16 protein-coding genes are annotated in these 20,315 nt (G+C 28.4%); all 16 read right to left on the bottom strand.

Annotated features, from left to right (window positions below):
* Positions 1 to 22: 22 nt before the first annotated feature.
* The 16 genes from KHQ81_00205 to KHQ81_00130 all read right to left on the bottom strand — a co-directional run bounded on the left by KHQ81_00205 (position 23) and on the right by KHQ81_00130 (position 20,259).
* Positions 23 to 1,717 (bottom strand): FAD-dependent oxidoreductase, encoded by a 1,695-nt coding sequence (locus KHQ81_00205; GenBank protein QVK18176.1) that lies wholly within the window; start codon positions 1,715 to 1,717, stop codon positions 23 to 25.
* Positions 1,718 to 1,898: 181 nt separating this feature from the next.
* Positions 1,899 to 3,224 (bottom strand): APC family permease, encoded by a 1,326-nt coding sequence (locus KHQ81_00200; GenBank protein QVK18175.1) that lies wholly within the window; start codon positions 3,222 to 3,224, stop codon positions 1,899 to 1,901.
* A gap of 735 nt (positions 3,225 to 3,959) precedes the next feature.
* On the bottom strand, positions 3,960 to 4,769 hold the full coding sequence (locus KHQ81_00195; protein QVK18174.1) for a MerR family transcriptional regulator: 810 nt from the start codon (positions 4,767 to 4,769) through the stop codon (positions 3,960 to 3,962).
* A gap of 41 nt (positions 4,770 to 4,810) precedes the next feature.
* Positions 4,811 to 5,563 carry an ABC transporter permease gene (locus KHQ81_00190; protein QVK18173.1) on the bottom strand — a complete coding sequence of 251 codons (753 nt, stop codon included), beginning with the start codon at positions 5,561 to 5,563 and terminating at the stop codon, positions 4,811 to 4,813.
* Positions 5,550 to 6,284 carry an ABC transporter ATP-binding protein gene (locus tag KHQ81_00185; GenBank protein QVK18172.1) on the bottom strand — a complete coding sequence of 245 codons (735 nt, stop codon included), beginning with the start codon at positions 6,282 to 6,284 and terminating at the stop codon, positions 5,550 to 5,552. Before KHQ81_00185 ends, KHQ81_00190 begins: the two co-directional genes overlap by 14 nt.
* Before the next feature lie 475 nt (positions 6,285 to 6,759).
* Positions 6,760 to 8,436 (bottom strand): hypothetical protein, encoded by a 1,677-nt coding sequence (locus KHQ81_00180; protein ID QVK18171.1) that lies wholly within the window; start codon positions 8,434 to 8,436, stop codon positions 6,760 to 6,762.
* Between the two features lie 490 nt (positions 8,437 to 8,926).
* Positions 8,927 to 9,688, bottom strand: coding sequence for a hypothetical protein (locus KHQ81_00175; protein QVK18170.1), 762 nt, complete (start codon positions 9,686 to 9,688; stop codon positions 8,927 to 8,929).
* A 416-nt stretch (positions 9,689 to 10,104) separates the two neighbouring features.
* Entirely contained in the window at positions 10,105 to 10,971 is an 867-nt protein-coding gene (locus KHQ81_00170; protein ID QVK18169.1) for a hypothetical protein, read from the bottom strand.
* A gap of 48 nt (positions 10,972 to 11,019) precedes the next feature.
* On the bottom strand, positions 11,020 to 12,087 hold the full coding sequence (locus KHQ81_00165) for an IS1 family transposase (GenBank protein ID QVK18168.1): 1,068 nt from the start codon (positions 12,085 to 12,087) through the stop codon (positions 11,020 to 11,022).
* A gap of 313 nt (positions 12,088 to 12,400) precedes the next feature.
* A complete protein-coding gene (locus KHQ81_00160; GenBank protein ID QVK19508.1) occupies positions 12,401 to 12,817 on the bottom strand; it encodes a hypothetical protein in 417 nt (138 codons plus the stop codon).
* Between the two features lie 108 nt (positions 12,818 to 12,925).
* Positions 12,926 to 13,195, bottom strand: a complete 270-nt coding sequence (locus tag KHQ81_00155; protein ID QVK18167.1) for a hypothetical protein — start codon at positions 13,193 to 13,195, stop codon at positions 12,926 to 12,928.
* A 704-nt stretch (positions 13,196 to 13,899) separates the two neighbouring features.
* Positions 13,900 to 14,868, bottom strand: a complete 969-nt coding sequence (locus KHQ81_00150; GenBank protein ID QVK19507.1) for an alpha/beta hydrolase — start codon at positions 14,866 to 14,868, stop codon at positions 13,900 to 13,902.
* 649 nt (positions 14,869 to 15,517) lie between these two features.
* Positions 15,518 to 16,099 carry a hypothetical protein gene (locus KHQ81_00145; GenBank protein QVK18166.1) on the bottom strand — a complete coding sequence of 194 codons (582 nt, stop codon included), beginning with the start codon at positions 16,097 to 16,099 and terminating at the stop codon, positions 15,518 to 15,520.
* 255 nt (positions 16,100 to 16,354) lie between these two features.
* The gene (locus KHQ81_00140; protein QVK18165.1) at positions 16,355 to 18,166 is read right to left on the bottom strand and encodes an ABC transporter ATP-binding protein; all 1,812 of its coding nucleotides are present in this window, start codon (positions 18,164 to 18,166) and stop codon (positions 16,355 to 16,357) included.
* A 954-nt stretch (positions 18,167 to 19,120) separates the two neighbouring features.
* Complete coding sequence (locus KHQ81_00135) at positions 19,121 to 19,456, bottom strand: hypothetical protein (GenBank protein ID QVK18164.1); 336 nt, start codon at positions 19,454 to 19,456, stop codon at positions 19,121 to 19,123.
* 260 nt (positions 19,457 to 19,716) lie between these two features.
* Entirely contained in the window at positions 19,717 to 20,259 is a 543-nt protein-coding gene (locus KHQ81_00130) for an RNA 2'-phosphotransferase (GenBank protein ID QVK18163.1), read from the bottom strand.
* Between the last annotated feature and the right edge of the window lie 56 nt (positions 20,260 to 20,315).

The raw sequence follows: 20,315 nt of genomic DNA, 5'->3' as shown, positions 1-20,315 counted from the left end.
ACAAATTTCTCCTTCCATCACATTAATTAAAGTTATATTTTGTAACAATTGGCTTACGATCTGTTGTTTGATCATTAAAATATTCATAGAAACTTATTCCTAAATAGCTTCCAGAAATATTATAGATATTATCAAAACCTAAATGTCCTAATGCTAAAGCAGCATTGTAACTTCTTTGTGCACTACGACAGTGAACATATACTAGCTTATCCTTTGGAATCTCTGCAATACGATCACGAAGTTCACTAAGTGGAATATTTACTGCTCCAATTATATGACCTCGTTCAAACTCATGTTTTTCTCTTACATCAATGATATAAGCATTGTTTTCTACAAGATTACGCACTTCACTAACATGTACTTGTTTAAATGTACCTTTCATTAGATTAAGTGCTACAAGAGCTGCATGGTTAACAACATCTTTAGCTGTACTAAATGGTGGTGCATAGCAAAGTTCTAAATCTCTTAAATCATCAATTGTCCCATTCATTTTAATAAGTGTAGCAACAATATCCACACGCTTATCAACATTACCTTTTCCTACAGCTTGTGCACCTATTACTCTTCCTGTTGGAACTTCATAAATTAATTTAAAATGAAGTTGATGATTACCAGGCATTAATCCAACTTTATCTTGTGGAATAATATACACAGTATCATACTGAATTCCTAAAGCATCGCAACTTTTAGATGTTAAACCTGTTGAAGCTGCGTTATAATCAAAGACTTTAATACATGATGAACCGATATAACCTGTATTATTAACTGGAATATTATATATATGATCTGCTACAGCTCTTGCTTGTTTTTGAGCAGGTCCTGCAAGTGGCAAGTGTACTTTCTTTCCTGAAATAGCATTTGTTACTTCAATTGCATCACCTACAGCATAAATATCTTTATCTTCTGTACGGTAATTTTGATCTACTTTAATACAGCCTCTTTCACTAATTGCAAGCCCACATTCTTTTGCAAGTTTAATACTTGGTTTTACCCCTATTGCCATAACAATTGCATCGGATTCAACAATTTGTCCTGATTCTAAGGTTATATTATTTCCATTAAAACCAACAACTTTATCATGTAAAATCAAATGAATACCTTGATCATAAATTTCTTTATGAAGAATTTGAACTATATCTTCATCAAGATTTCTCATTACTTGATTAGCTGCTTCAATTAGTGTTACATTATATCCTGCTTCTTTTAAATTTTCAGCAACTTCTAGACCAATAAATCCTGCACCAATAACTGAAATATTTTTTGCTTTCTTAGAAACGATAAATCCTTTTAGTTTTGCAATGTCAACGACGTTTTTAACAACAAATACATCAGCATTTTTGATTCCACTAATCGGTGGAACAATCGCATCAGCTCCTGGTGATAAAACTAATTTGTCATAATTTTCAATATAAACTTCGTTAGTAACTACATTTTTTACTGTTAGTTCTTTCTTCTCACGGTTAACGCTTAATACCTCATTATTAACTCTAGCATTAATGCGATATTGATTATAAAATTGTTCAGGACACATTAACACAAGTTGTTCATGTTCTGGTATAAGCCCATTTAGGTGATATGGTAAACAACAATTAGAAAAAGAAACATGTGGTCCTTTTTCAAACATTATTATTTCAGCGCTTTCATCTAATCGACGGATTCTAGCTGCAGTAGATGCGCCACCAGCTACACCACCTACGATAAGTATTTTTTTGTTCATCCCTAATCCTCCTCTACACTTTGTGAAATAATTAATTAAATTATCCCTAGCAAGAATAGCATAATACACAAATATTGTTCAATAAAAAAATCATGGTAATTATTTACAGTTTGAATAAACCATATATAACTACCATGATTTTTATTAGAAAATATTTACATAAAACATATGATACTACTTTTTAATAGACTCGTGTTTTTCTTCTATACCAAAAAATTAACCCAATAATACTCCAAGTAATTAAAGCTATTAGAGATGGCATACTTAAATGGGCTGTTGAAAATGGTGCAAGTAAGAGAAAAATAAAAAATAAACTGATTACCATTCCTATTATCCCTTTTATTTTAATACTTGGCTTATTATTATATATTTTTATGGTTACATAGCAAACATAAAAATACGCGATTGCTGCACCCAAAGATGACATATCAACAATCCATATAATAACTTCTCTTCCAAACAATGTAGCAAAAAAACTGATTATAGTTACAAAAATAATCGCAATATTTAAGGAACCATTCTTATTCGTTTGACTGAACTCATAGGGTAATACTTTGTGTTTACCCATAGCACCAATTAACTTAGTAGAACAAATCATAAATCCATTTATCCCGCTTGATACCGCAGCACTTAAAGCTAAGATTAATAAAATAAATCCTATCATTCCAATATTGGTTAAAACCCCACTACCTAAAGCCCAATCTAGTGTTAATATTTGTTTGGGTGTATATGCCAATGCAGTTGTTATATTAAGTATATTATAAATTAGCATTCCCATTAATAGTGACACTACTGCAAGAATGGTTGCTTTTTTTCTATCGAAATGTAAATTATTGACTAATTGAGGAATGGCATCAAATCCTACATATAAGAATGGAGTAATGGCTAAAACTTTTAAGATTTGGCTTAAATCAAATTGGTAATTTGAGATATAAGTTTCCTTAAATTGATAACCATCTGTATTAAATATCATTCCTATAAAAATAATGAGAACACAACTTATCAGTCCTAGAATAATAAACATTTGAACTCTGCCTGTTTCTTTTATCCCTTTTAAATTAATAGACATAAAAATGATGACAATTATAAAAGATACTAAAATTTCTCCTACATAAACAGGATCTCCTGCTACTGTATAAAGATAACCAAAATTTAAAACACCATAAAATAATTTATTAATTACAAGAGGAAATGCTGAAGCATTTAGAGGAATCATCGTTAAATAAGCTAAAGATAAAAACCATCCTACAATAAAACCATGATTAGATCCCATATGTTTATTAACATAACTGAATTCTCCACCACCTTCATTAGTGTTTTGTATCATAATGTGATAACTAGGCTCTATACCAATGATACAAAGTGCCCCAAGAAATAATCCAATTCCTGTATTAATTACACCACCAGTAGATAAAAATTTAGTACCAGGCAACATGAATGCACCCCATCCTATAATAGCACCTAATACAATAGAAAATACTTCCAATTTCGATAAACTTTTATTCATATATATTCCTTTCTTGCATTATATTATTGAACTGTCATGATTTTTATTAAAACATGCCCATATGGACATAAAAAAAAGCAACATACAATTATATTGTTTCCTATATCTTATTATTAACTTAATTATTTTCTTATTTTTCTTCAATTTTCTCCTTACATACTTCAAAAATTAGCCAGTATTTCTTTGAATTTATATCATGATAAATAATTGGCTATTATCGTGTAGTTTCTTGAGTTGAAATATATTCCATTAATTCCCCTTCCTAATGTCCAACATAATTATTATTATAATTGGTGAAACGAATTATATCAATGTATAATTTTTTGAGAATATATTTTATTTAAATTGTGCATAAGGATACCCTTACACAAGGGTGTTACTGTTACTTCACTAATACAATCCAATTAAATAAACCGATACTCATTGGTATTAGGGAAAATAAAATAACACTCTCCTCGTGTGTTTGTAATGTTATTCCCTAATTTTTCACGAAATAATAGTTTATCAAAGTAGTAATACACCTAAATATAAGTTTGAAGTGTACAATGATGAGTAAAAAAATATGTTCAAAGTATTAGATAACTTAAAGAAGAGAGGTATCTCTATAAAAAAAGAAGACCTCTCTAACTTTCAAATTAATACCTACATCATAAAATCAAAAATTTCTTAAGAGAACGATAGTTACCTATATAAACGAAAAATCTTTGGTCGAATTATTTTCGGTAATTTTGATAATTATCTCTTAGCAATTGGAATCTGAATCTCAGTAAGCCATTCACTTTCATCTTCTGTATTCCAAATTCCATCAATATAGGATTCTCGAGGTTCTCCTATTACTTCATATCCATTATCTTTAATCCATTCAAATACAAAATTATAAGCCTCACGTAAGAGGGAGTAAGGACCTTTGTGCAAGACACAAACTGCTGTCTCTACATAATTAATCTTTTTGAATTTTACCATTTCAGAATCGTCACAAAATTCTACTACTGCCTCGCACACTTCTACATCGATATCTGTTTCCTTATATTCACTGTCATGATAAATATTAAAACAGTATTCTGGCATAGCACATACTGCCCCAAGTCTTCTCATTTCTTCTCCCATCTTTGGGATTACTTCAAAATAGTAATTATAACTTGGTGAAATCATACGCATAGATGCGACAATTACTTCAGGTAGAGATTTTATAACAGGATTATATTTCATAATTAATTCACCTCTAATTCTTTTTTGATAGTTTTTTACATGAAGAAGTTTTTTTTGTTCTTGTTTTATCTTTTCTTTTAGCTCTTGTTCTTTTAATTTCAGAAAAACTTCCACACCTTTTGGCTCATCAATAATTTCTAAAATTTCAGATAAACTTACTCCCATTTGTTTGAGTGTAAGTATTTTATTCAATCTTGGTAATTGATTACTTGAATAATAGCGATATCCAGTAAAATCATCGATATATGCTGGTTTTAATAACCCAATTTCATCATAGTGACGTAATGTTTTGGTAGTAATACGGTTCATTTTTGAAAATATTCCTATTTGATACATTTATACACCTTCTTTTAGGGCAATTACCCATGTATAATATATTATTGATTGTAGTCATAACGAAAAGTCTTTATTGATATTATAATACATATTAAACCTACAATAAACAAGAATATTACTTCTCCAAAAAATTCTGTTAGTGAATTACCTAAAGATACTTCTTTTAATACCTTTATTCCCTGGGTTAAAGGCATAATACTTGCACCATTTTGTAATGTTTTTGGCATGAGTTCAAATGGAATAGTTGCACCAGAAAGTAAAAACATTGGAAAATATATTAAAGTACATAATAGATTGGCAGTTTTCATTGAATTTGCTACACTTGCTATTAAAATGCCTATGGAGAAGATAGCGAAAGTGACTAAGAAATAAATCAATATGAAACTCAAAAAGTTCCCTTCCATATGATATTTAAATAAAAAAATTGCAGTTATTAATACTAGAGCTGAAGAAACTAATGCATTAACAAGATTGGTAAAAAACTGTACACACAATAGAATAAATGGTGATGTAGGTGTTACTTGAAACCTTTTAAGAATCTTTTTTTCTCGATAACCTGATACAGTAATCGGGATTCCCATTAAGCCAAAAGCACATATTCCAATAGTTACAACTGCTGGGACTGCTTGTTGAATTAATGTAATATTCGAGTTTTCATGAACAAGTTTATCCTTATATATTGAACCTAGTAAGATAATAATCCCCACTGGTAAAATTATTCCAAAAAAGACTCCAGAAAACTCTCTGATAGCTAACTTAAACTCTGTTTTGAACAAGGTTTTATAAGCATTCATCTTCATTCTCCTCTCTAATATATTTCATATAAGCTTCATCAAGATTATCCATTCCTGACATTATGATCACTTCTTTTGGAGTTCCCTTAACCACTTGTTTTCCTTTATTTAGAATTATTATTTCATCACACAAATACTCTACTTCATCCATATAATGCGATGTTAAAAAGATGGTTAGCCCATTTTCATGTAAAGTTTTTAATAACTTCCATATTTCTCTCCTAGCTATAGGGTCTAGTCCCGTTGTTAATTCATCTAGAAAAACAAGTTTAGGTTGGTTAATTAGAGCTAGTAAGACTGATAACTTTTGTCTTTCTCCTCCTGATAATTTCTCAACATCTTGATTAATCTTATCACTAAGTCCAAATTGTTTGAGTAATTCCTTCCAATCAACTGTTTCATTATAAAGAGATGCAATGAGTTCACACATTTCTCCCACTCGAATTCGATCAGGAAAAAAATTTGCTTGAAATTGCACACCAATTTCTTGACATATTTCTTTCTTTGATTCTTCCATTGTCTTTTCTAATATTTCAACACTACCTATGTCATATTTTTTTGTTCCAATAATGCATTCTATAGTTGTTGACTTACCTGCTCCATTAGGACCTAGCAATCCAAAAATCTGTCCTTCTTTTACATTCAAACTTAAGTCATTTACTGCACAAAAGTTCTTATATTTCTTAGTTAGATGCTTTACTGATAAAACTGTTTTACACATAATTATCACTCCTTTCTTTTTTCAGTTTAAACCTTCCCCTTAGGTTAAAGTCAACAGTATAAGTCAATTTTTTTCAAAAGAAAAACCCCTAAATTATAAATAATATTAGAGGTTAACTATTTTACTACATCTCCCTTGACAAACTCAGAAAATTTATTATTTTAAAATACCTTTTGTCAATTATATCACCTTTTCATTTTATAAATCACTTATAGAGAACATTTATTATAATTCTTTATTATCTTTAAACAATTATATCTATATGTTTTATCCAGCAAATAATTCATCATAATTTTATCGAAACTTATTAATCAAATGTATTCTAAACATTATTTCCTATATAAAGAAACAAATATAATTATTATCATTACATTTAAAAATACTTTCAGTTGACTAATATCGTCGCTCGACAAAAAAATCCCTCATACTCTTGTTATGAGGGAACACATATCCTTCTTAATAATTAATTAAAATGTTACTCAAATTCAGATATATTCGTATATTTCATCTGATAGAAGCAGTCATCATCTGTATTGAGGTAAACATAATACATACCTGATTCTAAGTGAACAACCGGATGATTTTCACCTTCAAACAGCAAGTCTCCATATTGATCGGTGATGACCAAATTCGCTGAAGGATGATTGTCTAGGTAATTTGCGCTAATCATATAATCGCCTGCTTGATTGATTTTTAGAACATGATAGGTAATGATATCACGATATTCTCTATTAGAATAGTAATAGTCACTATAGGTAGTGGTGATAGTCGGAGCCTGGTCTTTTTCATGAATTTCATAATAAGTAACTTCTACTGTAACTGGATTGCCATCACTACTCATTAAGTAGAATAGATCACCATTTGTATAGTAATAGCCATTTTCATCTTTAACAACTTGGTATTGCTCCTTGTTCAGTAATGAATCATAAAACTGACCATTATCGCTTAATTTTATTTTTGCATACTTTCGATAATTAGTTCCGGTGTGAATGTACAGTTTTGTATAGTCAAATGGCCCCTGAGGTTGGAAGGTGAACGTTTGGGTATAATCGATTTGGTAATCACTATGTTTAATATAGTCTTCCTTCTTTAACCTAAATGGGTCATATACCTTGATTATATAATCACCTGGTTCAATGTAGATTGCTTCATCATCGATCCATTCATGATTACTATAAACACTCTTATATACAATATAAGGTTTTTTACGACCATTAACCCATTCTAAGCGATAGATAGAGGGTTTGTTCACACGAATTTTATAATAGTTATAGTTTGTATGTGAAATAGTAAATAGATCCTCAAAATCACTGTATAACAAAACACTTTCTTCACTTGATCCAACTTTACCATTATAATCTACAACTGAAGAAATAATCTCTGTAGACCCAAAATCATTGAAAGTCATGACATACTTCAATTCAGCATGACTGTAAGCCATCTCGCTTAATGGGAAATGATCTTCTTGAACTGTAATTGTTAATGCATTTACTTCCGTATCATAATCAAAGATAAAATGAAGTTTCTTTTCTAATTCTGAATATGTAAGCCCCAGTTCATAGAGTTTTGACTCTTTCAACTCATCAGTCATGTTAAATAACGATTGTTGTACGACTAACCTCCCCACATTGTCGATGGTAACAGTACTTTGTGGTAAATTCTTCATCAAAATTTTCAGGTTCATTAGTGCATCATTCGAAAAGTTTCCACCATAAGGGGTTATCTCATCAACCTTAGTTGTACCATCTAACAGTTGAAAGGAAACCCGACGATCATCAACTATTCGATAAGCTTCTTTACCTTCTTCAATTTTCTCATAACCTACCTTTTGATAATATCCATATTCATAAGACATATGTTCAAAATCAAATTTTTCGATTATGTTTAAGGTATTCTCGGTATAGGTAATGGCATCTCTTTGTTTGTAATAGCGAATCGCAACCGATGTAGACAAGGTATAATTGGTTTGTTCATTAATAAGTGTTTCCACATTTTGTAATAAAGTGTTTAGTTGTTTTTGTTCATCTGTCATTTGTACTTGTGTTGTAATTTGTCCTTGTTCCGTACTTCGTTCTTTGTGCGTCTCATTAACACAACCACTAAGAATAAAAATTGATAAAAATAAAACAAATAGTAAGTAACATTTTTTCATTTATAATCCCCCCTATTACTTCAGCTCATTCAATACTTAAATCACAAGAATGGAAATATATTCTTATTCATCTAACATAACTCATTATAACAATAAAACGAGACATAATCTATTTGATTTTAATATAATTTTTAAATTAAGGATTGAAAAGTGTGGTTATTCTACTTAGACAACGTACCTTTTAACAATCCAGGTTGGATATTTGTCGGAGTCTACGCAGATAAAGAGAAAAGCAGGAACGCAAAATAATATACAATACGGAAAACTGTACTTATTGTTTCACTAGTGCAATCCTCTTTAATAGAAAAACTCCCTCAGTTCTTTTATTTGATGGAACATAATTTCATTAAGATATATTTATTTATTTCTTATTAACCAGAACACACTCTCAACATGAGATTTCTTAGCTACAAAATTACTGATACGTGCATAGTTTTATAGTGATACATATGGAGTATAAATTTTTCAACAGTTAAAACTAAATTGAAATCTACTGTTTAGTACCTTCGATATCTTTCCATTTAACATTAAATGCTTTTATAAAGTTATATTCGTAGTTTAAATCCTCATCTTCAAGGTATTCATCTGCCCAAAACACGCATTCATCTTTTACGATTAAACATCCTGAATACAAGTATCTAAAACAATTGTCACCAGCAGGTCTTAAATTCATCGCAATTAAGCCTTCGAAGCATAATTCAACAATTCCATACCAACAAGTATTATTAAAAATCACATTTAACTTACGAGTGTTATTATCTTCAGTGTAATTTAAACTTTCTAATGTAGAATCATGAAAGTTAGCAAATAATTTTAAAAACTCATTAGCATCATCTTGTGTTCTAATATAATGCCATTCATTTTCATCATCAAGGTTTCTTAATTCAACATTCAAATTTTCAACTGGAACTAATTTATCTCTTATCAGTTTTTCCATAAACTCAAAGTTGTTATAAATATCTTCATATCCGTTGAATGCTTCAAGAGAAAATTTAACATTCTTTTCTTTACAGTACTTTTTATATTTTAAAAGATAAGCGTTTTTTAAACTAACCCACTCACTTTTATCAGGATTAATCATATTTATGAACGTATTACATTCTTTATTTCGTTTATCAATATAATCAACAAGTTCAAATGCATTAAGAAAAGGATTTAAAACAATAAATTGTTTAATATAACCATCAACTATTCCATAAACTATAGATTTATAATATCTATTATTTTTTAAGTCATAAACTCTAACATACATAACATTATCTCCTAATAAAATACTATTCATAATTTTAATTATAGCAATTATAATTTTTCTTAACAACTACAAATTAAAAAAGTCATCGTTCTATAATTTTGATGACTTAAATTTTTATCCTCGCTCTAGTAAACAAAAGTTTCGACATGTGTTTAGACTGAGTTTTGCGAAATAGTAGAACCCCTAGTATAAAGGTTTTATTTTATTTATCTGGCAAATCCACAAACGGGTTTAGTATATTTGTTTCTTTGTAAGATGCAATCGACTTGTTTCTATATCGTGCACCATTATACTTATAAATGAACCTAATACCTGGTTTATGTTTTGAAACTCCTTCAGTAGGACCTTTTTTTTCAAAACCTACATACTGTTGTTTTTTCTTTTAAATTTCATTTTTTGTCTATAATCAATGGATTTTAATTTTTTATTGTAATACTTTCCTCAAACTGATGAATATCAATATATTTAGTTGGTTCACCAGGAACAATTTTAAAATGCCTTACAATATTACGATTATCTTCTTTTATTAATGAAACTAAATTAGTAATTTTTGCATTGTCCTTCATAAAATCATTTAGCTCATTTACTCTTCTCGTCAATTCATATAAATGTGTTACAAATATTATAATTGAATTTGTATGTGATAAAGCTTTTATAATATCTAGTGATAAATCTACCCTTATCATTGTAGTTGTACTAGAGAAAGGTTCATTAAATAAAATTAAATTGCTTTTGTCAAGAAGCTTTAAATTGTCTTTTAATCTTATTAATTCTTCCTTAAATTTACCTTTTTCTAATGTTGTGTCTTCTGATTTATTAAAATATGAGATGATCGTATTAAAAACAGTACATGAGTATTCATTTGCTGGTACAACTAAACCTGCTTGAGCAAATAGCTGAGATACCCCAATACTTCTTAAGAACGTCGTTTTTCCACCTTGATTAATACCCGAAACAAAAAATATATTTGAACTATTATAATTAAAGTCATTCTCAATTACAGTGTTTTTAATTTGATTACAATTAATATAAGTGGCTAAACCAATATCATATAATCCTAATGCATTTATAGTCGGTTTATGCGAATTTACAAAGTTTGGAAAACAATAATTTAATTTATTTATTTCCATGAATTGTATAATTTTTATTGCACTTATGAAATAACGAATATCCTGCTTAATTTCTTTAAAAAATTGTAATATTGTTGCACTAATACTTTCAATTACATCACATTGTTTCATAACAATCCTTAGTAATATTTCATGTAAACTATTATTTAACATAAAATTATCATCAAATCGATTATCTTTTTTTGATTTTTTTCGTTCTTTTCAATTTAAGTGTTGATGATTATGCAAAAATCCCATATCGATATTCATAAAAACATCTTTTAAAGATATTGGATAATCAAAATTTAACGTATCCTTATTAGATAAATGATGATTGTATTTTAATAAGTTATACATTATATTTGCATGATCTTTTCGATTAGTTCTATAATGTAATTGTTTTTTATATAGGTAAAACGATAAGTAATCTTGTAAATGTCTTATAGATACACCATGACTATTTTTTATAATCTTAGTAATCCCGGTAGCCAATTGATTAAAATCACCTAAACTATTACCCAGATTAGTAGTATAACGTTTTTTATTGGCTATCACAGGAACTTTATCATTCTTAACACCTAAATTATTCGCAAATTGTTGAATACATGGTTTACTGTCAGAAATAATTAAAGTTGTATCCATAAATTTATCGGTATATTTAGTGTATTTTTCCATTGATTCCGATCCAACTCCAGCTATCTCAAGCAACATATTATCATTTTCATCGATTGCAGCGACAATACATACTTTGTGATGAGATATACCTGAATATGCAGATGTATTACCTCTCTTTTTACTATGTCTAGGCATATTTGATGGTTTGGTTCCTTTAAGATTTATCTTTGTATAAATACAATCTAATTCAACTTTACTAGATAAAGTTTCCTTCATCTTTAAGTTTCTGATTGCTTTATAAAGCTTATGTCGCATATAAAAACAAGTTGTGACACTTAAATTAGTATAATAAGCAGTTTCTTTTAAAGATAATCCTGATATTTCACAATCAATAAATTTTAGCCATATATCTTCAGTACATCTACTTCTATAAAGAAGAGTGTTAGATGTATCACAAAATGATTTATTACACTCGCGACAAATGTATCTTTGAATTCCTTTGTTTGTTTTTCCATTTTTAACAAACTCAACTGAACCACAATGTGGACAATTCAAACAAATATCGCTTTTAGATTCTATAGGGTTATTGAAAGACATAATGAAACTAAAAACATCTTCATAATTCTTTGTAGATAGTTTATTTAATTCATTAATTAAATCTATTTTATTTATCATTTTAATTACCTCACTTTATAATTTCATTATAAAGTGACTTATTACATCATAGATGTAACAATAAAAAAATATCAACACTTAAATTGAATTTAGCGAGATTATTAAAATATATCTTGTTATTTTCTTTCAACATACTATACTCTTGATGTGTGTTTGGACTATAGTCTCTCTAGTTTTAAGTAATTTATAATAATTTTTTACTTCAAATTAAATACAGATGCAATTATGTAAAAATATGAAACCCAACTGTTAAAAGTGTTAGTGGTTTAGTTGGTTATATTATTTTTACCATTTAAATTGGCAAAGTAAATATTTAAGATATATTCCATTTATTATCACCCATTATCCTATCTACTACATGATGTCTATCCCAAGCTGCCACCTGTTCTAATCCTTTACATTCTTCTTCTGTAGAAGGAATGATTTTACCCTTATAATACATAGAGTATTTACCATTTATAGGATCTTTTATAAACCCTCTAACCCATGCATCTTCTTCGGATTCAAATGGTCTATTATCCACTACTTTCCAAATACCATCTTGAAGCAAATCCTGATAAACACCCACTATAAATTGATAATCTTCTGATAATGGTAATTTTATTATATCTGTATAAGTTTTCTTATATACTGCGATTACATTCTCTTTAAATAATCTTGCAAATGCAAATTTACCATTTGGTAATGGAATACTAAATATATCTCCCAAATTAATTTTTTTCTTTCTCATTTTACGAGTTTTCTTATTTTTAACCTCACGCTTAGGTGAATTTAATTTCAATTCCAATTCTTCTAATACCTTTTTCCTTATTATAGCTTGTTTTGGATTTTCTTTTTCCTATCTTCTTAAGTCACTACCATTTCTAAAATGCTCTATTGCTTTTTCTTTTACAAATGGTAATAAATTTCCTAAATTCCATTGAGTGTCTGATAATGCAAACCAGAAAATAGGTCCTTCATCCATATCATCGATTGTATCTTGGTTATCTCTTATTAGTATTTCAGTGGCTTCTTCTGTAGTTTTCCCTCTTTCTAATAAATTTCTAAACTCATCTTTAATATCTATAGCTACATCATCTTCATATAATTTTGGTCCCCAAGCTCCCATCACTATTCCTCCCACATGTTATATAAATTAATTATTATTATAATTTACTTATATTATTATTACAATCCAAAATAAATTGTGTTTTTAAGTAAATTTAGGGTGTCTTTTTAACTATATTACTAATACATCACAAGATAATAACTCATATCACTGATGCTACAATTTATGAATAACAAGATTAAAAAAGGCCAATTGACTTAACTCATTGTTACAGTTTCATAATCATTAAATTATATGTAATTCAGCTATATTTTACCGCTATACAATTAGAATAGTACCACTCTGCATTAATTATTTCAATAGTTCATTATTTATTACATTCTATTATATTTATAATCTTAACATAATAAAGTACAACTACGCAAATACGTATCTCTGACGCCCTTAATAAAAAAATCCCCTTAAACTAGGATGTTTAAGGGAACAAATATTTTACATGAATTTTATAATATATATTAATATATCTTGTTATTTTCTAACTAGCAATACTACACTCTCGACATGTGTTTTGAATAATGTATGCCTAGTTTTACACGAATATAAGAATTATGATAATTGTATAAATATGAATCTCCAAATGAAACGGATTGTTTACCACATATTATTTTTTTCCTTTTATAATATTTATTGAAACAATAGGTGCAACCTAGAACACTACCAGCGGTTAAGGCAGTGGATAGGAAAAAACCTAGTGTAAATACTGATTAATTATTATTATCAAGGTCATTAAGATAATTAATTATTTCATTTTTAATATATTCAGTTTCAATGTTATGTACATAATGTCCACAATCTAAATATGCATATTTTCCATTTTCAAGTTCATTAACATAACTGGATAATATTTCTTTCCAATTGCTTACTCCAACTTCTTTACCATTAGAAATAAAGAAATACATTGGTGTACTTTTAGGGATTCCTGATTCTCTTACCTTTTGTGCGTTTTCAAAAACTAATTTTGCTTCATTTATCATATCAGTAGTCGTTGTTCTCCGATATAAAATACTACGAAATGCATTTATATCTTCATCAGATAAAAGTCCAGATTTACCAGCATCAGAATTTTCAATAATGCTTGGTATTAATCTTAAAATACCTATGTCAGCCACAAATTTAATTATTTTTAGATTAGCTTGTGATGGAACTTTTATTTCATCATAACTAGCTGGTATTGCAGGATCTAAACCAATTATTGCTTTAACTTCAAGTGGATATTTTTGAGCCCATCTAATAGCCTCTAATCCTGACATTGAATGTGGAACAAGAACAAATGGTCCTTCAATATTTGATATACTTAGAGCTAAGCGTGTTTCCTCAAGAATATAATCAATGTCTCTAGAGACATTAGATACATCACTCCAACCATAGCCTGCTTTTTCAATAACCACTATTCGATAGTCTTTTACTAGTTGTGACCATAATGGTTTAAAGTCATAAAATGGACTGGAAGTTCCACTTCCTGACATAAAAACTAAAGTTTCATCTCCTGAGCCTTCGGTGTAAACATGTATCTTATGATTATTGACCTCAACCATTTCACCTATAACAGGATATCTTTTTATCTCTTTTTTTATTTGAATTTTATTCCAAATAAAAAGTCCTAATAAAAACAGGATTAAAACTCCAATAAATATTATTAATGCTTTTCTGATAATTTTAAATATTTTTCTCATTTTTTTCATAATGATTTCACCTATCCTAAAATATTTATGCTATATCTACATTATACTTTATATATGAATATTAAGCAAATTATTTTATTTTAAGTTTTCCTATAATGTAATTTTATTTGCTTCTTTTTGTATAGAATAGCTGATTCTACAACTTTATTACTTATAATCATTCTATTATTAGTTATTTCATATCATTTGGTCACTTAAAAACTATCTTAAGATAGTTTTTAATATTATTATTGAAATTCCCTATCTAGATTTTTAACTTAAGTTGTATTTATTAGTAAGGCAATTTTTCACTGATATTCAAATATTCTTTAATTCCCTTTTTGGCATGAAATAATCATGATATACTTGCTATTTGAAAGCTCCTTTTTGGTTTGTTTTTATGCAAAGAAATTATACAAAAAAATTGCTTTTTTATGTTTATAAAACTAAAAAACAGGTTTTTTACTTCACCCAGTGGGTTAAAACTAAAATACCTGTTTTCTTTTATATAAATAAATCTCTTGTAAAGAAATATATTCTTGTGAATAAAGTGAGATTTATATTACTTCTGTACATTTTGTGGTAACACCGATAGATTTTTTCATTTACTCACTTAGAAATCCAACAAAAGTGTTTTTTAGTGCTTTTAAAGATAAGTAAACTATTCAAGTACAGGGAATATGAATGTTCTAGAGATTATGACTTTCTTTGAATCTTCTAATCTTATATTTAGATCATCATACGTTAAGATCTTATAATAATATTGATCATCATCTCCATTAATACGTGCATCTGAGTCAGAGAAATTTATAATAATCTCTTTTTCATTTATATCCGACTGATTATAATGTTCTCCTTCGTCAATATAATAGTACTCAATTTTTGTTTTTATTTTATTTGCTTCACTAAATATAAAAATTAACTCATTATCTGGGTCAATAATAAAACTTGCTTCATCATCTAGAATACTTCCAGAGTTAGCATTAAGAGCTATAAAATTATAACCTCCAAAGAAATTCCGTTTTGCCATGTCAGCTGAATATATAGTTTCATAAGGACATTCAGATTTATATAATATATATTTACTTTTTTTTATGTTTTCTTCCTTTATTAACGTTACATTGCATTGATTGTATTTCTTCTCTAATTTATTTACCTTATAAAAATCAAAACTATTAAGAATATAATTTCCACTCCATAAAATAACAATTGAAATTAAAGCTATAAATTTAATCTTCTTCATAAAATTTCTCCATTCCCTTTCACATAGATATGATATGTTACCTAATTCATCAATAAACATAAAAATCCTATTGTAACATTAATGTCCCCCTTATACTCTCAGTATCAGGAAACATATTTTTATCTTTATATAAGTACCTTATATTTAAAAAACATTACCTTTCATCATTCGATATATTCGTAAAGTTGGCAAATCTCATATTTGCTTCCAAATCAAGGGCAATGAACAACACATTAAGCAGATCATCACATCCTTTTACTTTTTCACTAAATGTTGTGCACTATCTCGATAAAACTCCGCTTGCTTGTCGAACATTTTAGTATACACACCTCCAATGCGATAAAGCTGCTTATGTGTTCCATATTCAATCAGGCTTCCGTTGTCAAAAACTGCGACTTTATCAGCCAATTGCACCGCAGACAATCTATGTGTAATTAATACTGCAGTTTTATTAGTTATCATATTGTTAAATTGTGTGTAAATTTCATACTCAGCCTCTGGATCGAGAGACGCAGTCGGCTCATCAAGTAAAAAGATCTCTCCTCCGTGATAACATGCTCTTGCAATAGCCATTCTTTGCTCTTCGCCACCAGATGGATTAAATCCTTCCTCGTCAATCCATTTACCAACCTGAGTATCATAACCTTTTGGTATTTTTTTTACCAATGATAAAAGACCGCACTCGGAGCAAACTTTATCAAGTTGTTCACGGTCATATTTATTCGCTAATACGATGTTTTTTCCGAGTGTCATATAATATCTAGCAAAATCTTGAAATACCGGAGCAAACAACCGTTGATATTTTTTATAATCATATTCATTTATATTAATGCCATTAAACAATATTTCTCCTTCTGTCGGAAAGTAGAGTCTTGTTAAAAGCTTTATAAATGTCGACTTGCCAGAACCATTAGCTCCGACTATGCACAATTTTTCATTTCTGCGAATAGTGATGTTCATATTTTTCAAGGCATAAATTTCACTGCCAGGATATTTGAACGATACGTTTTTGAATTCAATTTCTAAATTTCCATCATAATTCGGCGTTTTGTTTCCTGTTTTATACTGTCTTAATGGGAGATTTAAAAATTCCATTAATTCTCGTGCTTTCAGACTGCTGTTTGCAATTCTGAGGTATGAGTTGAAAACATTACCTAGAGACCCTGAAAACTGCCCTACTGCTGCCAAATAAATCGTCATGCTACCTATAGAAAGCCCCCAATCTATTACGCAGTATATTAGATACGCATACAGAGCAAGTTGCAGTATAAAATTTGTAACAGATTGAAATGTAGCTGGTATACCTTGATTAACTTGATACTTTAATTCAAGTTTATTGGATTCTTTTTTGCTCCCAGTAAGCATGTTAATTAATAATGAATTTATGCTAAATAAACGAACCTCTTTGGCGTAAGAGAAATGATCTAACATATATGTATATGCGCCTTGATACCTCTCATACTTACTTAATTCCTGACTGAGAAGATGTTTTTTGTAATTTACTCGCTTTGTAATCAACGAGTTTACATACATGATACAAATTATCAGAACTAAAATTAAAGGATTAAGTGTTATAACAATAGACGAAATAGCAATTAGAGTGAAAACTGCCAACATCAGACTACTAAACTGATTGACAACACCAACAACATCAGATAATGTTTTCTGTGCGCGTTCTTTTAAAATCTGTATATCGGGTTTTTCAAGCGTTTCATAATCCATCATTGCAACATGGTCAAAAAAATCCGTATCAAATTTTAAGTTTAATTCTAAACTGAGTTTTGATAAATTTTTATTCGCAACAAAGTTTATAATCTGACTTACAACAGGCGTTGTTATCAAAATACCAACGTATATTATCAAGGTATTTATCTTTTGTTCGTTCATCAACTCGTTGATGATTAACCCAGGCATAATGGTATAAACAAGCGGAAAGAGAGCGTTAAGAAGAGCCATTATTCCTTTTATAAATATAAAATGTTTCCCACTTTTTTCTTTCCAAACAAAGCTGAGCATATATTTAGTTGCTCTTACTGTGTTGCGTAGAGTTTGCTTTTTATCGTTCATTATATCCATGCCTCTCTTTTTTTCAAGACAAAAAACATAAGTTAAAATGCTTTTATTATTATATCATAAGTCATTTATTTTTCAATGTCTATCTTTTTCTTAGATATCTTTATTTAACAATATTTATTTCACCCTTAATATCTTTCCTATTGTTTTAACATTCACTACGCAAGTTAATTTATCTACCTAATCTAATGCTTTATTTAAGGCAGAGGGGGTGCTTTTCACTAAAAACCTTATACATTTTTGCATAATAGTATATTAACAAAACTGTAGTTATTGATTTGCTAGTAAGCCCCAATAATAAAAAAGTCCCCCATACTCTAGGTATGAGGGAACATATTTAAAACCTCAAAATAGCACCTTATATTTAAAAAATCTTATATATAACACTATTTCTTTACTAGTAATACCACACTCTCGACGTGTGTTTAGATTGTAGTGTTGCTAATAGTACGCGAATACAATTACTTTTGCGTAAAGATGTACCCCCCACTTTGATATTTTTAGTAAGGGGGTCGTTTTTTAAAAGAAAATAACCTTTTAGCAAAATTAATTTTAAACTATTTATACTAAGCAAAAATCCAAGTAACAACAATGTGAAAACATCACTTTTTGTTACTTGGATCTAGTCTTTTATATCTTAATTGATTTAAATAGTAATCACTACAATATACTTTTTTATGTATTTTAATAGTTTTACTAAGTTATTTCCATTCATTGTTTTTCACCTTCAAAAAAAGAATTATATATGAACATAACTGTCAATTACTGATGAAAATTGTTTAAGAATTATGTATACTATAAATATCTAAAAATACTTGATATTATTTAGTTTTTTGAAACAGAAGCGAAATCACTCCCTATATGAAAAACTTTAATTTTTACTTATTATTAAGGTTATATTAAATTAATTGGATTATAACTTTTTCATATATTCAATAACTATGTTCTTTACTGGTTTAACTGTTGTGAAAGTTCTAAAATCTTTTTGGATAAGGGTGCTTTGAGTTCCCAGCAATCAATTAGTATATGAATATATTTCGCTCCTTTATCGCTATGTTCTTTAAGGGTTCCTTTTTCTTCTGCACAAATCAGTAATTGCTTCATTTCTGGTAAAATCATGTTTTTAACTTGATTATAGTAAAACTCAAGTCCATTTCTACTATCACATGAGATGTCACTAATAATACCAGTGCAAATACATTTTTCCCATTCAGTAATTGCTGTTTCACACATCTGAATTATTTCTCTAATAAGCTTTTTTTTCTTTTCTAGATTTAAGGACATTTCCTTTCTCCTCTCCATTTAGGGAACATACTTTTATCTTTAAATAAACGCCTTATATTTAAAAAACCTTAAATATAACACTATTTTCTTACTATCATTACCACACTCTCGACGTGTGTTTAAACTGTGGTATTACTAATATTACGCGTAAATAAGAGATTTTGCGTAAAAGTACGCCCCCCTCTACTAAGAATTTATAGTGAATGGGGTCGTTTTTATATAGAAAAATATCCTTTACGCAAATTAAACTTTGGTAATGTTCACAGCAAATAATTTATAAAATATTTAGAATTTACATAATCTGTTAACCAAACATTGTTTTTTGATTTGTAAAACTTAATTCCGTCATTTGACATTTGTTTTGAATTTATTTTTAACACAATTGGGTTGCCATGTCTTTTACCAACAATTAAAGCAGTATCTACATTCGCAGATAAATGAACATGATTTCTATTTTGCTTAGTTATTCCATCTTTTAATATATTTTCTAAAAAACGTTTACTTGTTCCATGATATAAAATATCAGGTGGAATTAATTCTTCTAATTCAACATCAACAGCTATTGAATGACCTTGATTAGCTCTGATTTTCGTTTTATTGTCATTAAATGCAAAACGTTGCTTATTATTTGTTTCAACAATGCGTTCTAGTATTCCCATATTAATATTAAAATCTTTTTTATTAATACCATTTATTAATACTTCGACATCTGCCCAACCATTATCATCTAACTTTATATTAATTATTTCAGGTTTATGCCTTAAAATTAAACTAATAAATTTACTTAATTCTATTTCATTCATATTTTCGCCTCTTTAAATAATAATTTATTAAAAAAGTAGAAAGATAATCTTAAACA

The sequence above is a fragment of the Mycoplasmatota bacterium genome, assembly GCA_018394295.1.
In the GTDB taxonomy this organism is placed as follows: Bacteria; Bacillota_I; Bacilli_A; order Haloplasmatales; family Haloplasmataceae; genus JAENYC01.
Note: the sequence above shows the minus strand (reverse complement) of the source record. Positions and strands in the feature narration are given on the sequence as shown.